Origin of the sequence: Streptomyces asoensis (assembly GCF_016860545.1) — a bacterium.
Classification (GTDB): Bacteria; Actinomycetota; Actinomycetes; order Streptomycetales; family Streptomycetaceae; genus Streptomyces; species Streptomyces asoensis.
In genome coordinates, this window is sequence record NZ_BNEB01000002.1 from 79095 (window position 1) to 96123 (window position 17029).

Annotated in this window: 11 protein-coding genes; 7 read left to right on the forward strand and 4 right to left on the reverse strand. The window is 71.5% G+C overall.

Going from position 1 to position 17029, the window contains the following annotated elements:
- Positions 1-295: 295 nt before the first annotated feature.
- Both Saso_RS03490 and Saso_RS03495 read right to left on the reverse strand, forming a co-directional pair.
- Positions 296-952, reverse strand: a complete 657-nt coding sequence (locus Saso_RS03490; RefSeq protein WP_189916601.1) for an MBL fold metallo-hydrolase — start codon at positions 950-952, stop codon at positions 296-298.
- A 9-nt stretch (positions 953-961) separates the two neighbouring features.
- On the reverse strand, positions 962-1648 hold the full coding sequence (locus Saso_RS03495) for a maleylpyruvate isomerase family mycothiol-dependent enzyme (RefSeq protein WP_189916599.1): 687 nt from the start codon (positions 1646-1648) through the stop codon (positions 962-964).
- Positions 1649-1881: 233 nt separating this feature from the next.
- Between Saso_RS03495 and uvrA the strand changes: the two genes are divergently transcribed.
- Positions 1882-4959 (forward strand): excinuclease ABC subunit UvrA, encoded by a 3078-nt coding sequence (uvrA, locus tag Saso_RS03500; protein WP_189916597.1) that lies wholly within the window; start codon positions 1882-1884, stop codon positions 4957-4959.
- 138 nt (positions 4960-5097) lie between these two features.
- Here uvrA and Saso_RS03505 read toward each other — a convergent pair whose 3' ends face one another.
- Positions 5098-6021 carry a carbohydrate kinase family protein gene (locus Saso_RS03505; protein WP_189916595.1) on the reverse strand — a complete coding sequence of 308 codons (924 nt, stop codon included), beginning with the start codon at positions 6019-6021 and terminating at the stop codon, positions 5098-5100.
- A gap of 160 nt (positions 6022-6181) precedes the next feature.
- Entirely contained in the window at positions 6182-7150 is a 969-nt protein-coding gene (locus Saso_RS03510) for a hypothetical protein (RefSeq protein ID WP_189916593.1), read from the reverse strand.
- Positions 7151-7457: 307 nt separating this feature from the next.
- Between Saso_RS03510 and uvrC the strand changes: the two genes are divergently transcribed.
- The 6 genes from uvrC to gap all read left to right on the forward strand — a co-directional run bounded on the left by uvrC (position 7458) and on the right by gap (position 17014).
- Positions 7458-9575: an excinuclease ABC subunit UvrC gene (gene uvrC, locus Saso_RS03515; RefSeq protein ID WP_189916591.1), complete on the forward strand. Its 2118-nt coding sequence runs from the start codon at positions 7458-7460 to the stop codon at positions 9573-9575.
- A complete protein-coding gene (rapZ, locus tag Saso_RS03520) occupies positions 9572-10630 on the forward strand; it encodes an RNase adapter RapZ (RefSeq protein ID WP_189916590.1) in 1059 nt (352 codons plus the stop codon). Before uvrC ends, rapZ begins: the two co-directional genes overlap by 4 nt.
- Positions 10627-11694, forward strand: coding sequence for a gluconeogenesis factor YvcK family protein (locus Saso_RS03525; RefSeq protein WP_189916588.1), 1068 nt, complete (start codon positions 10627-10629; stop codon positions 11692-11694). Before rapZ ends, Saso_RS03525 begins: the two co-directional genes overlap by 4 nt.
- On the forward strand, positions 11685-12674 hold the full coding sequence (whiA, locus tag Saso_RS03530) for a DNA-binding protein WhiA (protein ID WP_189916586.1): 990 nt from the start codon (positions 11685-11687) through the stop codon (positions 12672-12674). The genes Saso_RS03525 and whiA overlap by 10 nt, the downstream gene beginning before the upstream one ends.
- 145 nt (positions 12675-12819) lie before the next feature.
- On the forward strand, positions 12820-15774 hold the full coding sequence (locus Saso_RS03535; RefSeq protein ID WP_189916585.1) for a M14 family metallopeptidase: 2955 nt from the start codon (positions 12820-12822) through the stop codon (positions 15772-15774).
- Between the two features lie 229 nt (positions 15775-16003).
- Positions 16004-17014 (forward strand): type I glyceraldehyde-3-phosphate dehydrogenase, encoded by a 1011-nt coding sequence (gene gap, locus Saso_RS03540; protein ID WP_189916583.1) that lies wholly within the window; start codon positions 16004-16006, stop codon positions 17012-17014.
- The last annotated feature ends 15 nt before the right edge of the window (positions 17015-17029 follow it).

The following is a 17029-nucleotide window of genomic DNA, read 5'->3' on the forward strand; positions in this document are numbered from 1 at the left end:
CCGGCGATTGTCCGCATGATGGGAACGGGTGTTGCGTTCTCGTGAACAGCGGGGCGGGCGCCCCCTGGGCCGCCGGTCGAGGGCGGGGAACGTGGACCGGCGGCCCGATCCGCGCCGGAGCCGTCATCCCGCGCGGAACCATGACCAGTTGACCGCGCAACCAGGCGTGCGGGGAGCGCGCGCGGGGCGTCGGCGCGTGCACGCGGTTCACACGGGGCACGCGTGCGTGGACGCGCGCCCTCACCGGGCGCGCGTACGCGAGGCGCACCTCTGCAAGGGCGGGTTCACGGGTGGCTCACCACCCGCGCGCGTGCCACTCCGGCAGGTGCGGCCGCTCCGCGCCGAGCGTGGTGTCGTTGCCGTGACCGGGGTAGACCCAGGTCTCGTCCGGCAGCACGGCGAAGATCTTCGTCTCGACGTCGTGCAGGAGACGGGCGAACGCCTCGGGATCCTTGCGGGTGTTGCCCACCCCACCCGGGAAGAGGCAGTCGCCGGTGAAGACGTGGGGGTGGCCGTGCGGGTCGTCGTAGACCAGGGCGATCGAGCCGGGGGTGTGCCCGACCAGGTGGCGGGCGGTGAGTTCCACGTTCCCCACCCGGATCACGTCGCCGTCGTCGACCGGGACGTCGGTCGGCACGGGGATCCCCTCGGCGTCCTCGCGGCCCGCGTAGGTGCGGGCGCCCGTGGCCGCCACCACCTCGGCGAGCGCCTGCCAGTGGTCGCCGTGCTGATGGGTGGTGACGACGGACGCGATGCCGTCGTCACCGATCGTGCCCAGCAGGGCGTGCGCTTCGGCGGCCGCGTCGATCAGCAGCTGCTCGTCCGTGGCCCGGCAGCGCAGCAGATAGGCGTTGTTGTTCATCGGGCCGACCGCGATCTTGGTGATCATCAGGTCCTTGAGCTCGTGCACGTCCGCCGGGCCGCCGACCGTCACCTCTCCGCTGTACGTCATGACGGCAGCCTATAGCGGCGGAAGGGCCGGCAGCGGCCCGCCGTCGACCGTCAGGCCCGAGCCGTCGCGGCGCCCGGCGAGCCAGCCCAGGAGGTCCGCGGGCGTGCCGGTGACGGTCACGGCGGACCCGTCGGCGGCACGGCCCGTGCGCCACACGCGTGTGCCGTCCGTCAGCCGGGTCGGCGGCACGTCGGGATGCCCGGTGAACCGGTCGGCGAGGAACTCGGTCTCCCGCTCGGTGAACTCCTGGGGGAGGTCCTCCAGCTCGTAGCCGATGCCGAGGTCGACGGCGTGCAGCTCGACCTCCGCCCACCGCCGGAACGGCACACGGGCCGCCGTGTCGACGACCCCGTTGCGCAGCTCCACCGTGCGCGACCAGTCCGCGGGCGCGGCTCCCGTGGCCCGGAAGCGGGCCGCGCTCTCGCGGACGTCGGCGAGCTGGGCGGCGAGGGCGCGGGGCGCGTCCCGCTCGATGTCGGCGTCGCGGACCTGCGCGTCGGCGTACATGGGCCGGCCCTCGAGCACGTTCACCAGGGCGTCGGCGTTGCGGGCGAGGTGGGCCAGGACATGGCCGCGGCTCCAGCCGGGCAGACGTGACGGTTCTCCCACCGCCGCGTCGTCCAGCTCGGCGACTGCGGTGAGGAGCCGCTCGGTCGCGTCACGTACAGACTCCAGGTCATGAGCGTGATCAGTCATGGTGCTGACCCTAGCCCCGCCACTCCTTCGGGTGAAGGTGGCACGGCAGGCCCGCAAATCGAATGCGCGTGCTATATGGTCGATGGCGGCGTCGGGCATGCTGGAAGGCCGGGGATTGTTGTGAACCGGTGAATCCGGGCTGAATCCAGACCGGCGTTGTCAGTGGCTCCCCCTAGTCTGGAAGAGACGGGGCCTCGCCCCTGTCACTTCTCTCAAGAAAGGTGCGGACCGGCGTGGCCGACCGTCTCATCGTCCGTGGCGCGCGCGAGCACAACCTCAAGAATGTCTCGCTCGATCTGCCTCGCGACTCGCTCATCGTCTTCACGGGCCTGTCGGGGTCGGGCAAGTCCTCGCTGGCCTTCGACACCATCTTCGCCGAGGGCCAGCGGCGCTACGTCGAGTCCCTCTCCTCGTACGCGCGCCAGTTCCTCGGCCAGATGGACAAGCCGGACGTCGACTTCATCGAGGGCCTCTCCCCGGCGGTCTCGATCGACCAGAAGTCGACCTCGCGCAACCCGCGCTCCACGGTCGGCACCATCACCGAGGTCTACGACTACCTGCGCCTGCTCTTCGCGCGCATCGGCAAGCCGCACTGCCCCGAGTGCGCCCGCCCGATCAGCCGCCAGTCGCCGCAGGCCATCGTCGACAAGGTCCTGGAGCTGCCCGAGGGCAGCCGCTTCCAGGTGCTGTCGCCGCTGGTGCGCGAGCGCAAGGGCGAGTTCGTCGACCTGTTCGCCGACCTCCAGACCAAGGGCTACTCCCGCGCGCGGGTCGACGGCGAGACCGTCCAGCTGTCCAGCCCGCCCACGCTGAAGAAGCAGGAGAAGCACACCATCGAGGTGGTCATCGACCGCCTCACGGTGAAGGAGTCGGCCAAGCGCCGGCTCACCGACTCGGTGGAGACCGCCCTCGGCCTCGCCGGAGGCATGGTCGTGCTCGACTTCGTCGACCTTCCCGAGGACGACCCCGAGCGCGAGCGCATGTACTCGGAGCACCTGTACTGCCCGTACGACGACCTCTCCTTCGAGGAGCTGGAGCCCCGCTCCTTCTCCTTCAACTCGCCCTTCGGCGCCTGTCCGGACTGCTCGGGCATCGGCACGCGCATGGAGGTCGACCCCGAGCTGATCGTCCCGGACGAGGACAAGTCGCTCGACGAGGGCGCCATCCACCCCTGGTCGCACGGCCACACCAAGGACTACTTCGGCCGCCTCATCGGTGCGCTCGCCGACGCGCTCGGCTTCCGCACGGACATCCCCTTCGCCGGGCTGCCGGTGCGCGCCAGGAAGGCCCTGCTGCACGGCCACAAGACCCAGATCGAGGTCCGCTACCGCAACAGGTACGGCCGCGAGCGCGTCTACACGACGCCCTTCGAGGGCGCCCTGCCGTTCGTGAAGCGCCGCCACAGCGAGGCCGAGAGCGACGCCAGCCGGGAGCGCTTCGAGGGGTACATGCGCGAGGTGCCCTGCCCCACCTGCCAGGGCACCCGCCTCAAGCCGCTCGTCCTCGCGGTCACGGTGATGGGCAAGTCCATCGCCGAGGTCTCCGGCATGTCCATCAGCGACTGCGCGGACTTCCTGGGCGAACTGCGGCTCAACGCCCGCGACAAGAAGATCGCCGAGCGGGTCCTGAAGGAGGTCAACGAGCGACTGCGGTTCCTCGTCGACGTCGGTCTGGACTACCTCTCGCTCAACCGCGCGGCCGGCACGCTCTCCGGCGGCGAGGCCCAGCGCATCCGCCTGGCCACCCAGATCGGCTCCGGCCTCGTCGGCGTCCTCTACGTCCTCGACGAGCCGTCCATCGGCCTGCACCAGCGCGACAACCACCGGCTGATCGAGACCCTGGTCCGGCTGCGGGACATGGGCAACACGCTCATCGTCGTCGAGCACGACGAGGACACCATCAAGGTCGCCGACTGGATCGTCGACATCGGCCCCGGCGCCGGAGAGCACGGCGGCAAGGTCGTGCACAGCGGTGGTCTGAAGGAACTCCTCGCCAACGACGAGTCGCAGACCGGGCAGTACCTGTCCGGCAAGAAGGCGATCCCGGTGCCCGACATCCGGCGCCCGCTCGACCCGTCGCGCCGCCTCACCGTGCACGGCGCCCGCGAGAACAACCTCCAGGACATCGACGTGTCCTTCCCGCTGGGCGTGTTCACCGCGGTCACCGGTGTCTCCGGCTCGGGCAAGTCGACGCTGGTCAACGACATCCTGTACACGCACCTCGCGCGTGAGCTGAACGGCGCGCGCAGCGTACCCGGCCGTCACACGCGCGTGGACGGCGACGACCTCGTCGACAAGGTCGTGCACGTCGACCAGTCGCCCATCGGCCGCACCCCGCGCTCCAACCCGGCCACCTACACGGGCGTCTTCGACCACGTGCGCAAGCTGTTCGCGGAGACCACCGAGGCGAAGGTCCGCGGCTATCTGCCCGGCCGCTTCTCCTTCAACGTCAAGGGCGGCCGCTGCGAGAACTGCGCGGGCGACGGCACGATCAAGATCGAGATGAACTTCCTGCCGGACGTCTACGTCCCCTGCGAGGTCTGCCACGGCGCCCGCTACAACCGGGAGACCCTGGAGGTCCACTACAAGGGCAGGTCGATCGCCGACGTCCTGAACATGCCGATCGAGGAGGCCACGGAGTTCTTCGAGGCCGTCCCCGCGATCGCCCGCCACCTCAACACCCTCAAGGACGTCGGTCTGGGCTACGTCCGGCTCGGCCAGTCCGCGACCACCCTGTCCGGCGGCGAGGCCCAGCGGGTCAAGCTCGCCAGCGAGCTCCAGCGCCGCTCCACCGGCCGCACGGTCTACGTGCTGGACGAGCCGACGACCGGTCTGCACTTCGAGGACATCAGCAAGCTGCTGAAGGTGCTCGGCGGCCTCGTCGACAAGGGCAACACGGTCATCGTCATCGAGCACAACCTCGACGTGATCAAGACCGCCGACTGGGTCGTCGACATGGGCCCCGAGGGCGGCGCCGGCGGCGGTCTGGTCATCGCCGAGGGCACGCCGGAGGAGGTCGCCGGGGTGTCCACCAGCCACACCGGCAAGTTCCTGCGGGAGGTGCTCGGCGCGGACCGGATCAGCGACGCCGCTCCGGTGAAGGCCCTGCGGAAGACCGCGGCGAAGAAGACGGTCGCCGCGAAGACCACGACCCGCCGGACCGCGACCGCCAAGACGGCGGCGAAGTCGACGGCGGCGAAGTCGACGACGGCGAAGTCGACGCCGGCCAGGACCACGGCGACCAAGACCGCCGGAGAGGCCGGCACGAAGGCGGCCGCCGCGAAGAAGTCCACGCGGGCCCGCAAGGCCTGACGGGACGAGGCACACGGGCCGTGCGGCCCGGACGGCACGGACAAGGGCGGCGCCCCGCGGGAACCCCGCGGGACGCCGCCCTTCGGCGTTCCGTCCTGTGCGACGTGATGCGACGCGGTGCGACACGGTGCGGCGCCCTCACCTCAGGTCGGGGAACGCCTCCAGCTCGGCGGCGTACGGCGGTTCCGCACCGGCCCGCGAGCAGGTGACGGCCGCCGCACGGGCGGCGAACCGCAGCAGCCGCTCCCAGTCCCCGGTGTCCAGCCCGGCGAGCCCCTCGCGGGACAGGGCGCCCTTCACCGCAAGACCGTGCAGCAGCGCCGCGTTCACGGTGTCCCCGGCCCCGATGGTGTCCACGACGTCGACCCGTTCGCCCGGCACCGGGACGACCGCGCCGTCCCGGGTGAAGGCGGTCAGCCCGTCCCCGCCCCGGGTGACCACGACGGCCGACGGGCCGCAGGACAGCCACTCGCGCGGCGTGCCGCCCAGCCACTCGGCATCCTCCTCGGACAGCTTGAGCAGCGTCACCGAGGGCAGCCAGCTCTTGAAACGGGCCCGGTAGGCGTCGGCGTCCGGGATCAGGCCCGCCCGGATGTTCGGGTCGAGCGCGGTGAACAGCCCCTGCGCCGCCGCGGCCCCCATCAGCTCCTCGTAGGCGCTCGCACCCGGCTCCAGCACGAGCGAGCAGGTGCCGAAGGACACCGCGCGCGTGCCCGGGGGCAGCGAGCCCGGCGCCGCGAACAGCCGGTCGGCGGTGCCGTCCACGTAGAAGGAGTAGGCGGCCGAACCGTCGTCGCCGACCGTGGCGACGGCCAGGGTGGTCGGCTCGGGGCCGCGCTGTACCGCGGACACGTCGACGCCCGACGCGCGCAGCCGGTCCAGCAGGGCCTCGCCGAAGGCGTCCCGTGAGGTGCGGGAGCAGAACGCGGTGGCCGATCCGAGGCGGCCGAGGGCGACGGCGGTGTTGAAGGGGCCGCCGCCGAGCGCCGGCCGCAGATCGGCGAGCGCGCCCGTGCCCCGGGGCACCAGGTCGATCAGGGCCTCACCGGCGACGACGATCACGGGGTGGTTCCTTCCAGGCTGTCCGCGGCCGTGCGGACCGTTGCCCGCGGGACGGCCGAACGCCGCGGGAGGGACGAGGGAGCGGGGACACCGCAGGCCGGGAAGCTACCCCATCACGCGGTCGCGCGTAAAAGCACGCCCGGGCCGCCGGCACCGCCGCTCAGTCCCAGTCCCACCCGATACCGACCATGCCGGACCGCACGCGTGGCTCGACGAGGTGCACCGAGCGGTGCCGTCCGCTGAGCGGCAGCTCCGCGCGCCCGCCGCGCGGGGCGGCCGCCGAGTGCTGGGTGAACCGGTGGCAGCGCACCGGCACGGCACGCTCGTCGAAGCGGACCTGGAGGGCGTACTGGCCGCCCGCCGTGCCGAAGTCACGGACGTACTCGCGCGAGACGTCGGCGGTGCCGTCCTCGACGCCGTAGCGGAAGAGGAACGTGTCGCCGGCCCTGAGGCGGGTGTCGAAGAGCAGCTCGGCCACGAGCACGCCGGTGTCGTGGTGGCGGCGTATCCGGCCGGCCCGGCAGTTCTCCAGGGCGTGCACCGTCATCCGCTCCGGCGCGCACCCGGGGTCGCCGTGGTGGACGGCCACGAAGCGGTCCACGCCGTCGCGGTGCGCCCGCACGATGTGCTGCGACTCGCGCCCCAGGAGCTCCCTGCGCGACCCGATGCGCACCCGCTCGTGATGGCCCAGGGTGTGCAGCCCGCCGTCGACCGGGCACTCCAGTTCGCCGAGCAGTTGTTCGAGGATGCCGGAGGCCGCGAGGAGGGAGCGGTAGGAACGGCCCGCGGACGGCCCGGCCGTCCGGTCGCCGGCCCCGCCGCCGGGTTCCGCGAGCAGCCGGATCAGGGATTCGTCCGGCAGCTGGAGGATCTCCTCCAGCGCGCGGACGGCGCGCAGCGACTCGGGGCGCTGCGGCCGCCGGGCGCCCTGCTGCCAGTAGCTCAGGCTCGTCACGCCCACCTTCACCCCATGACGCGACAGATGGTGCTGGACGCGTTGCAGGGGCAGGCCACGGGCGGCGATCGCGGCCCGCAGCGCCACGTGGAAGGGCCCGCCCCGCAGGGCCGTTTCCAGTTCCGCGGAGGCGGCGTCGGCTGCGGCGTCCGCGTGCTGTGTGGCGTGCGGCATGCAGAGGCCTTTCTGTGAATGCTCGCGACGGCTGGTCAAACCGTTCGCGCGGGTGGTCGGGCCCGGCCGGCGTCGCCGGAGTTCCTTCACCTCCGTGAGGCGGCCCTCGGGGCCCGAGTTCCCCCGCATTGAAGCGTGTTGACCAAGTCCCGACAACACCTGATGCCCGAGTGGCACATGCGGGTGGCCGAGTCGGCGCCGCGGGTGTGCCCTGCGTCACCGCCCGCCCGTCCACGGCCCCCGCGGACACCCCGGCCGTCGTCCACAGGCCGCCGGAGTGTCACCCCGCGCCAGTAGGGTGTGAGACATGGCCGACCCCTCCAGCTACCGTCCCGAGCCGGGACAGATCCCGGACTCTCCCGGGGTGTACCGCTTCCGCGACGAGCACCGCCGGGTGATCTACGTCGGAAAGGCGAAGAGCCTGCGCCAGCGCCTGGCGAACTACTTCCAGGACCTGGCCGGCCTTCACCCGCGCACCCGCACGATGGTCACCACGGCCGCGTCGGTGGAGTGGACGGTGGTGTCCACGGAGGTCGAGGCGCTCCAGCTGGAGTACTCCTGGATCAAGGAGTACGACCCCCGGTTCAACGTGAAGTACCGCGACGACAAGAGCTACCCGTACCTCGCGGTGACGATGAACGAGGAGTTCCCGCGGGTCCAGGTGATGCGCGGCCACAAGAAGAAGGGCGTCAGGTACTTCGGCCCCTACGCGCACGCGTGGGCGATCCGTGACACCGTCGACCTGCTCCTGCGGGTCTTCCCCGTGCGCACGTGCTCCGCCGGTGTCTTCAAGAACGCCGCGCGCACCGGCAGGCCCTGTCTGCTGGGCTACATCGGCAAGTGCTCGGCGCCCTGCGTCGACCGGGTCTCCGCCGAGGAGCACGGCGAACTCGCCGAGGACTTCTGCGACTTCATGGCCGGCCGGACCGGCACCTACCTCCGCCGCCTGGAGAGGCAGATGACGGAGGCGGCCGAGGAGATGGAGTACGAGCGCGCCGCCCGCCTGCGCGACGACATCGAGGCCCTGAAGAAGGCCATGGAGAAGAACGCGGTCGTGCTCGCCGACGCGACCGACGCCGATCTGATCGCGGTCGCCGAGGACGAGCTGGAGGCGGCCGTCCAGATCTTCCACGTCCGCGGCGGACGCGTCCGCGGCCAGCGCGGCTGGGTGACGGACAAGGTGGAGGACGTCACCACCGGCGCCCTGGTCGAGCACGCCCTCCAGCAGCTGTACGGCGAGGAGCGGGGCGACTCCGTCCCCAAGGAGGTCCTGGTCCCCGCCCTGCCCGAGCCCGTCGAACCCGTCCAGGAGTGGCTCACCGGGCGCCGCGGGTCCAACGTGTCGCTGCGCATCCCGCAGCGGGGCGACAAGAAGGCCCTGATGGAGACCGTCGAGCGCAACGCGCAGCAGGCGCTCGTCCTGCACAAGACCAAGCGCGCCTCCGACCTGACGACCCGCTCGCGGGCCCTGGAGGAGATCGCCGACGCCCTCGACCTGGACAGCGCGCCGCTGCGCATCGAGTGCTACGACATCTCGCACCTCCAGGGCGACGACGTCGTGGCCTCCATGGTCGTCTTCGAGGACGGCCTCCAGCGCAAGGGCGAGTACCGCCGCTTCCAGATCAAGGGCTTCGAGGGCCAGGACGACGTCCGCTCCATGCACGAGGTGATCACCCGCCGCTTCCGGCGCTACCTCGCGGACAAGGAGCGGACGGGGGAGTGGACCGACGGCGAGGACACCTCCGCCGGCGCCGGTCCGGTCTCCGCCGAGGGCTCCGGGCCCGCCCTCACCGACGTCGGCGAGGCCCCGCTGACCAGCAGCCTCAAGGACGAGGACGGGCGCCCCAAGCGGTTCGCCTACCCGCCCCAGCTCGTCGTCGTCGACGGCGGACAGCCGCAGGTCGCGGCGGCCAAGCGGGCGCTGGACGAGCTCGGGATCGACGACATCGCGGTCTGCGGCCTGGCCAAGCGCCTGGAGGAGGTCTGGCTGCCGGACGACGACGACCCGGTCGTCCTGCCCCGCAGCAGCGAAGGCCTCTACCTGCTCCAGCGCGTGCGCGACGAGGCGCACCGCTTCGCGATCACCTACCAGCGCACCAAGCGGGCCAAGCGCTTCCGCGCCGGCCCCCTGGACGACGTCCCCGGCCTCGGCGAGACGCGCAAGCAGGCACTGATCAAGCACTTCGGCTCGGTGAAGCGGCTGCGCGCGGCGACGATCGACCAGATCTGCGAGGTTCCGGGCATAGGCCGCAAGACGGCGGAGACCATCGCCGCGGCCCTCGCTGGGGCGGCCGCGCCCGCCCCCGCCGTGAACACGGCGACCGGAGAGATCATTGATGACGAGGAACCCGATACGACGGCGGGTTTCCCCGGTGACCCCGTGACGGCGGGCGCCCCGGAAGAACGACGGGGGCAGGAGACATGACCGAGCACGACGCACACCCCGCGACAGAGCGGGAACAGACGCCCACTACGGTGCCCACAGGCGCGCCCCGGCAGGATCCGGGGGGACCCGGCGGGGATTCCCCCGCGGCCGCCGACAGCCCACAGCAAGAAGTACGCCAGGAAGACGGAGCACAGGTGAGTACGGACGTCACGCCGCCAGGGATCCCCGAGGCGGCCATCCCCGAGCTGGTGATCATCTCCGGCATGTCCGGGGCCGGCCGTTCCACGGCGGCCAAGTGTCTGGAGGACCTCGGCTGGTTCGTCGTCGACAACCTGCCGCCCGCCCTGATCCCCACCATGGTGGAGCTGGGCGCCCGCTCCCAGGGCAACGTGGCCCGGATCGCGGTCGTCGTCGACGTCCGCGGCCGGCGCTTCTTCGACAACCTCCGCGAGTCCCTCGCCGACCTCGAGGCGAAGGGCGTCACCCGGCGGATCGTGTTCCTGGAGTCCTCCGACGACGCCCTGGTGCGCCGCTTCGAGTCGGTGCGCCGCCCGCACCCCCTCCAGGGCGACGGCCGCATCGTCGACGGCATCGACGCCGAGCGCGAGCTGCTGCGCGAGCTGCGCGGCGACGCCGACCTGGTGATCGACACCTCCAGCCTCAACGTGCACGAACTGCGCGCCAAGATGGACGCCCAGTTCGCCGGCGACGAGGAGCCCGAGCTGCGGGCCACCGTCATGTCCTTCGGCTTCAAGTACGGTCTGCCGGTCGACGCCGACCTCGTGGTGGACATGCGCTTCCTGCCCAACCCGCACTGGGTCCCGGAGCTGCGCCCCTACACCGGCCTCAACGAGGAGGTCTCGGCGTACGTCCTCAACCAGCCCGGCGCCAAGGAGTTCCTGGACCGGTACGCCGAGCTCCTCCAGCTGGTCGCCGCGGGCTACCGCCGCGAGGGCAAGCGCTACGTCACCATCGCGGTCGGCTGCACCGGCGGCAAGCACCGCTCGGTGGCCATGTCGGAGAAGCTCGCCGCGCGGCTCGCGGCCGAGGGCGTGGAGACGGTGGTCGTGCACCGGGACATGGGACGGGAATGACAGGACGTTCTCCACGGCTCGGCCGGCTGCGCAGGACCGCCCCCGACGGGCGGGTGAGCCGGCCGGTCGAGGCCCGCGGCGCCAGACCGCGCCGCCGCGGCACCCAGCCCAAGGTCGTCGCCCTGGGCGGCGGCATGGGGCTGTCCGCCTCGCTCGCCGCGCTGCGCCGGATCACCGGTGACCTCACCGGCGTCGTCACGGTGGCCGACGACGGCGGCTCCAGCGGCCGGCTGCGCGAGGAACTGGGGGTGCTGCCCCCGGGAGACCTGCGCAAGGCGCTGGCCGCGCTGTGCGGTGACGACGACTGGGGCCAGACCTGGGCCCGGGTCATCCAGCACCGCTTCCAGTCGCAGGGCGAGATCAACGGCCACGCCGTGGGCAACCTGCTGATCGTCGCCCTGTGGGAGCAGCTGGGCGACCACGTCCAGGCGCTGGACCTGGTCGGCAGGCTGCTGGGCGCGCAGGGGCGGGTGCTGCCCATGTCCGCCGTGCCGCTGGAGCTCCAGGCGCTGGTCAAGGGCCACGACCCGGAGCGCCCGGACGACGTCGACACCGTACGGGGACAGGCGACCGTCGCGTTGACGCCGGGCGAGGTGCAGTCCGTGCACCTGGTGCCGCACGACCCGCCGGCCGTCCCGGAGGCGGTCGCCGCCGTCCTGGACGCCGACTGGGTGGTGCTCGGACCCGGTTCCTGGTTCTCCTCGGTGATGCCGCACCTGCTGGTGCCCGACCTGCTGGACGCCCTCGTGGAGACGAAGGCGCGCCGGGTGCTCTCCCTGAACCTCGCCCCGCAGCCCGGAGAAACCGAGGGCTTCTCCCCGCAGCGTCATTTGGAGGTTTTGGGACGACACGCCCCTAAACTCGCCCTGGACGTGGTGCTGGCCGATGTGGCCGCCGTGCCCGACCGCGACTCCCTGACCGACGCCGCCAAGAGGTTCGGTGCCGCGGTCGAGCTGGCGCCGGTGGCCAGGCCCGACGGAACCCCGAGGCACGACCCGGAGCTGTTGGCCGCCGCGTACGACCGTATTTTTCGGATGCATGGAAGGATCGGCCCATGGCGATGACGGCAGCGGTGAAGGACGAGATCTCCCGGCTCCCCGTCACCCGGACCTGCTGCAGAAAGGCGGAGGTCTCCGCGATTCTGCGGTTCGCCGGCGGCCTCCACCTGGTGAGCGGGCGCATCGTGATCGAGGCGGAGCTGGACACCGCGATGGCGGCCCGCCGGCTCAAGCGGGACATCCTGGAGATCTTCGGCCACAGCTCGGAGCTGATCGTGATGGCCCCGGGCGGTCTGCGGCGCGGCTCGCGCTATGTCGTGCGGGTGGTCGTCGGCGGTGACCAGCTGGCCCGGCAGACGGGACTGGTCGACGGCCGCGGCCGTCCGATCCGGGGCCTGCCACCGCAGGTGGTCTCCGGGGCGACCTGCGACGCCGAGGCGGCCTGGCGCGGGGCCTTCCTGGCGCACGGTTCGCTCACCGAGCCGGGCCGTTCCTCCTCGCTCGAGGTGACCTGCCCGGGCCCGGAGGCCGCGCTCGCGCTGGTCGGCGCCGCCCGCCGGCTGTCCATCGCCGCGAAGGCCCGCGAGGTGCGCGGCGTCGACCGGGTCGTCGTCCGCGACGGGGACGCGATCGGCGCGCTGCTGACCCGCCTCGGCGCGCACGAGTCGGTGCTGGCCTGGGAGGAGCGCCGGATGCGCCGTGAGGTGCGCGCCACGGCGAACCGCCTCGCGAACTTCGACGACGCCAACCTGCGCCGCTCGGCGCGCGCGGCCGTCGCCGCCGGGGCCCGCGTCCAGCGCGCCCTGGAGATCCTCGCCGACGACGTGCCCGAGCACCTCGCGGCGGCCGGCCGGCTCCGCATGGACCACAAGCAGGCCTCCCTGGAGGAGCTGGGCGCGCTCGCCGACCCGCCGCTGACGAAGGACGCGGTCGCGGGGCGGATCCGCCGTCTGCTGGCGATGGCCGACAAGCGCGCCTCGGACCTCGGCATCCCGGGCACGGACGCCAACCTCAGTGACGAGCTCGCCGACAACCTCGTCGGCTGACTCCCCCTCAGAACGCCGGTGGCCGCGCCCGATCGGGTGATGCCACCGGCGTTCGGCGTGGTGGTGCTGCGGTCTTGACTGGATCATGAACTGTCATGAGCCTGGCAGGGTTCGCTGCTGGGGCGGACTCACGCAAGGGGGGTTCATGAGACGAAGAGCGAGCTCGATCCTCGCTGTCGGCGCGCTGCTGCTCGGCGGAGCGGCACTCGCACCCATCGCCCAGGCACAACCCGGCAACACACCGAAGCCCGACACGGACGAGGTCAAGGTCTTCCACGCCGACGTCACCCGGCAGCAGGTACCCCTGCTCCTGGCGACCGGCCAGGACGGCCGGGAACTCAGCGAGCAGGTACCCGCCAAGGGTGCCGCCACGGTCGAGGTCTACCTCACCGACAAGCAGGCGAAGAAGCTCGAGAAGCAGGGCGTCGCCCTCACCGAGCACACCCTCTCGGCCAAGACGGAGAACCGTCTCGACGCGGCGGCCGAGGGCGTCTTCCGCCCCTACAGCGGCACCGGCGGCCTGAAGGAGGAGATCCTCCGCACCGGCCGGCAGAACCCGGGCCTCACCAAGGTCGTCTCCATCGGCAAGACCGTCGGCGGTCAGGACATCCTCGCGCTCAAGCTGACCAGGGACGCGAAGAAGTCCAAGGACGGCGCCAAGCCCTCGGTGCTGTACATGTCCAACCAGCACGCGCGCGAGTGGATCACCCCGGAGATGACCCGGCGGCTGATGCACTACTACCTGGACAACTACCGGACCGACCAGCGCGTCAAGAAGATCGTCGACTCCCGTGAGCTGTGGTTCGTCCTGTCGGCCAACCCCGACGGCTACGACTACACCTTCCAGAACAGCGCCAACCGGCTCTGGCGCAAGAACCTGCGGGACGTCAACGGCGACGGCGTGATCTCCACCGGCGACGGCGTCGACCTCAACCGCAACTTCGCCTACAAGTGGGGCTACGACAACGAGGGTTCGTCCCCCAACCCCACCAGCGAGACCTACCGCGGCGCGAGCCCCGGCTCCGAGCCCGAGACCAAGGCCCTCGACGCCTTCGAGAAGCGGATCGGGTTCACCTACGGCATCAACTACCACTCCGCCGCCGAACTGCTCCTTTACGGCGTCGGCTGGCAGGTCGCCACCGACACCCCGGACGACGTCGTCTACAAGGCGCTCGCCGGAACCCCCGACAACTCCGCCGTCCCGGGTTACCACCCGCAGGTCTCCTCGGAGCTGTACACCACCAACGGCGAGGCCGACGGACACGCGTCGAACGTCAACGGCATGGGGATGTTCACCCCCGAGATGTCGACCTGCCAGACCGCGTCGGCCATCGATCCCGCCGACCAGTGGAACGCCGCCGACTGCCAGTCGGTGTTCAACTTCCCGGACGACGAGAAGCTGATCCAGGACGAGTTCGCCAAGAACGTGCCCTTCGCCCTCTCCGTCGCCGAGACCGCCGCACACCCGGACACCCCGTCGTCCTCGGTCGGTCTGAGCGCCGCCGACTTCACCCCGGCGCCGTTCACCACCTCGTACTCCCGCGGCGCGGACCAGGAGGTCTCCGTCGTCGTACGCAAGGCGGTCCGCGACAAGGAGCTCAGGTACCGCGTCAACAACGGCCGTACGCGCGAACGGAACCTCAAGGCCTGGAAGGGCGGCGAGACCTACGGCGGCGAGGACAACCTCTACTTCGACGAGTACCGCGCCGAGGTACGGGACGGCAAACCGGGCGACAAGGTCGAGGTGTGGTTCACCGGCGAGACCAGGAACGGCAAGAAGGTCTCCAGCGCGCACTTCACGTACACCGTCGCCGAGCGGCCCAGGGCCGACACCCTCGTCGTGGCCGAGGAGGGCGCGGCCGCCACACAGGCGCAGACCTACGTCGACGCGCTGAAGGCCAACGGCCGCAAGGCGCTCGTCTGGGACGTCGCGACCCAGGGCGCGCCCGACGCGCTCGGGGTGCTGAGCCACTTCGGCACGGTCGTCCACTACACGGGCGCGAGCGCGCCGGGCAACCCGACCCAGCTCCAGCTGCGCGCCTTCCTCAACGAGGGCGGCAAGCTGATCGAGGCGGGCGAACTGGCCGGCGGCAGCGTAGCCCTCGCCGACGGCACCCCGTCGAACGACTTCAGCCAGTACTACCTCGGCGCCTACTCCCGTACGTCGACCCCCGGCGCCACCGGCTTCACCGGATCCGGTGAACTCGCCGGAGCCGGCGGGACGCTCGGCCCGGCCACCGGCAACCCGCTCGACCGGGCGGGCACCTACGGCGTCACCTCCGACGAACTGCCGGCCGCCGCGTACCCGCAGTTCGCCGGCGCCGGCGCCGGCCAGTTCGCGGGGACGGTCAACCCGTACGGCCCGTACACGGGCTCGTACATGGCCGCCGCCGTCCACACCGACGACGGCTACAAGCGCCTCACCCGCACCGTCGACCTCGGCGGTGTCGCCGCGGCGAGCAAGCCGGCCCTGCGGACAAGGCTGCTGTGGGACACCGAGCCCGGCTACGACAACGCGATCGTCGAGATCCACACGGTCGGCTCCGACGACTGGACGACGCTGCCCGAGGCCGGCGGCGCCACCAGCACCGCCGTCCCCGCCGAGTGCGGCGCCGGGTTCTACGTCGGCGAGCACCCGTGGCTCGCGCACTACCTCACCCTCGGCTCCGGCGACTGCGCCGCGACGGGCACCACCGGCTCCTGGAACGCCCTCACCGGCGCCTCCAGCGGCTGGCAGCAGCTCACCTTCGACCTCAGCGCCTACGCGGGCAAGAACGTCGAGGTCTCCATCGCCTACGTCACCGACCCCGGCAGCGGCGGCCACGGAGTCCTCGCGGACGACGCCTCGCTGGTCGTCGGCGGCACGGCCACCGAGACGGAGGGCTTCGAGACGTCGCTCGGCGCCTGGCGCGCCGCCGGACCGCCCCCGGGCAGCCCGGCGGTGCTGAAGGACTGGGCACGCACCGGAGCCCTGTTCCGGACGTACGGAGCGGTCACCACCGACGACACCGTGCTGCTGGGCTTCGGCCTGGAGCACGTGACCTCGCCGGCCGACCGCAAGGCGCTCATCGGGAAGGCCCTCGCCTCACTCGAGAGCTGACCCGTGACGGTCCACACCGGGTGACGACGCGGTGACCGGACCGGCTGATCGGGCCCGCGGCCCGGGCGGTCCGTACCCCTACTGGCGGGTACGGACCGCCCTGCCGTGTATGGGCGGAGTCGATGTCACTCCGGCGGCCTCGGAGAGGTAGGGTCGGTGGTGGTCGGGGACATCCCAAATACAGCTCGCCGGCACCGCATGGCCGGCGTACCAACGAGGAGATCGGTTCGTGACGATCCGCGTAGGCATCAACGGCTTTGGCCGCATCGGTCGTAACTACTTCCGCGCGCTGCTGGAGCAGGGTGCTGACATCGAGATCGTGGCTGTCAACGACCTGGGTGACACCGCGACCACCGCACATCTGCTCAAGTACGACACCATCCTGGGCCGCCTCAAGGCCGAGGTGTCGCACACCGCCGACACGATCACCGTCGACGGCCACACCATCAAGGTGCTCTCCGAGCGCAACCCGGCGGACATCCCCTGGGGCGACCTGGGCGTCGACATCGTGATCGAGTCGACCGGCATCTTCACCAAGAAGGCCGACGCCGAGAAGCACATCGCCGGCGGCGCCAAGAAGGTCCTCATCTCGGCTCCGGCCAAGGACGAGGACATCACCATCGTGATGGGCGTCAACCAGGACAAGTACGACGCGGCCAACCACCACGTCATCTCCAACGCCTCCTGCACCACCAACTGTGTGGCGCCGATGGCCAAGGTCCTCGACGAGAACTTCGGCATCGTCAAGGGTCTGATGACGACGGTCCACGCGTACACCAACGACCAGCGCATCCTGGACTTCCCGCACTCGGACCTGCGCCGCGCCCGCGCCGCAGCCGAGAACATCATCCCGACCACCACGGGTGCCGCCAAGGCCACCGCGCTGGTCCTCCCGCAGCTCAAGGGCAAGCTCGACGGCATCGCCATGCGCGTGCCGGTCCCGACCGGTTCGGCCACCGACCTGGTCGTGACGCTCCAGCGCGAGGTCACCAAGGACGAGGTCAACGCCGCGTTCAAGAAGGCCTCCGAGGACGGCGACCTCAAGGGCTACCTGGCCTACACCGAGGACGCGATCGTCTCCTCCGACATCGTCGGCGACCCGGCCTCCTGCACCTTCGACTCCTCCCTGACCATGGTCCAGGAGGGCAACTCGGTGAAGATCCTCGGCTGGTACGACAACGAGTGGGGCTACTCCAACCGTCTCGTCGACCTGACGGTCTTCGTCGGCGGCCGGCTCTGATCGTCGGATCAGGCA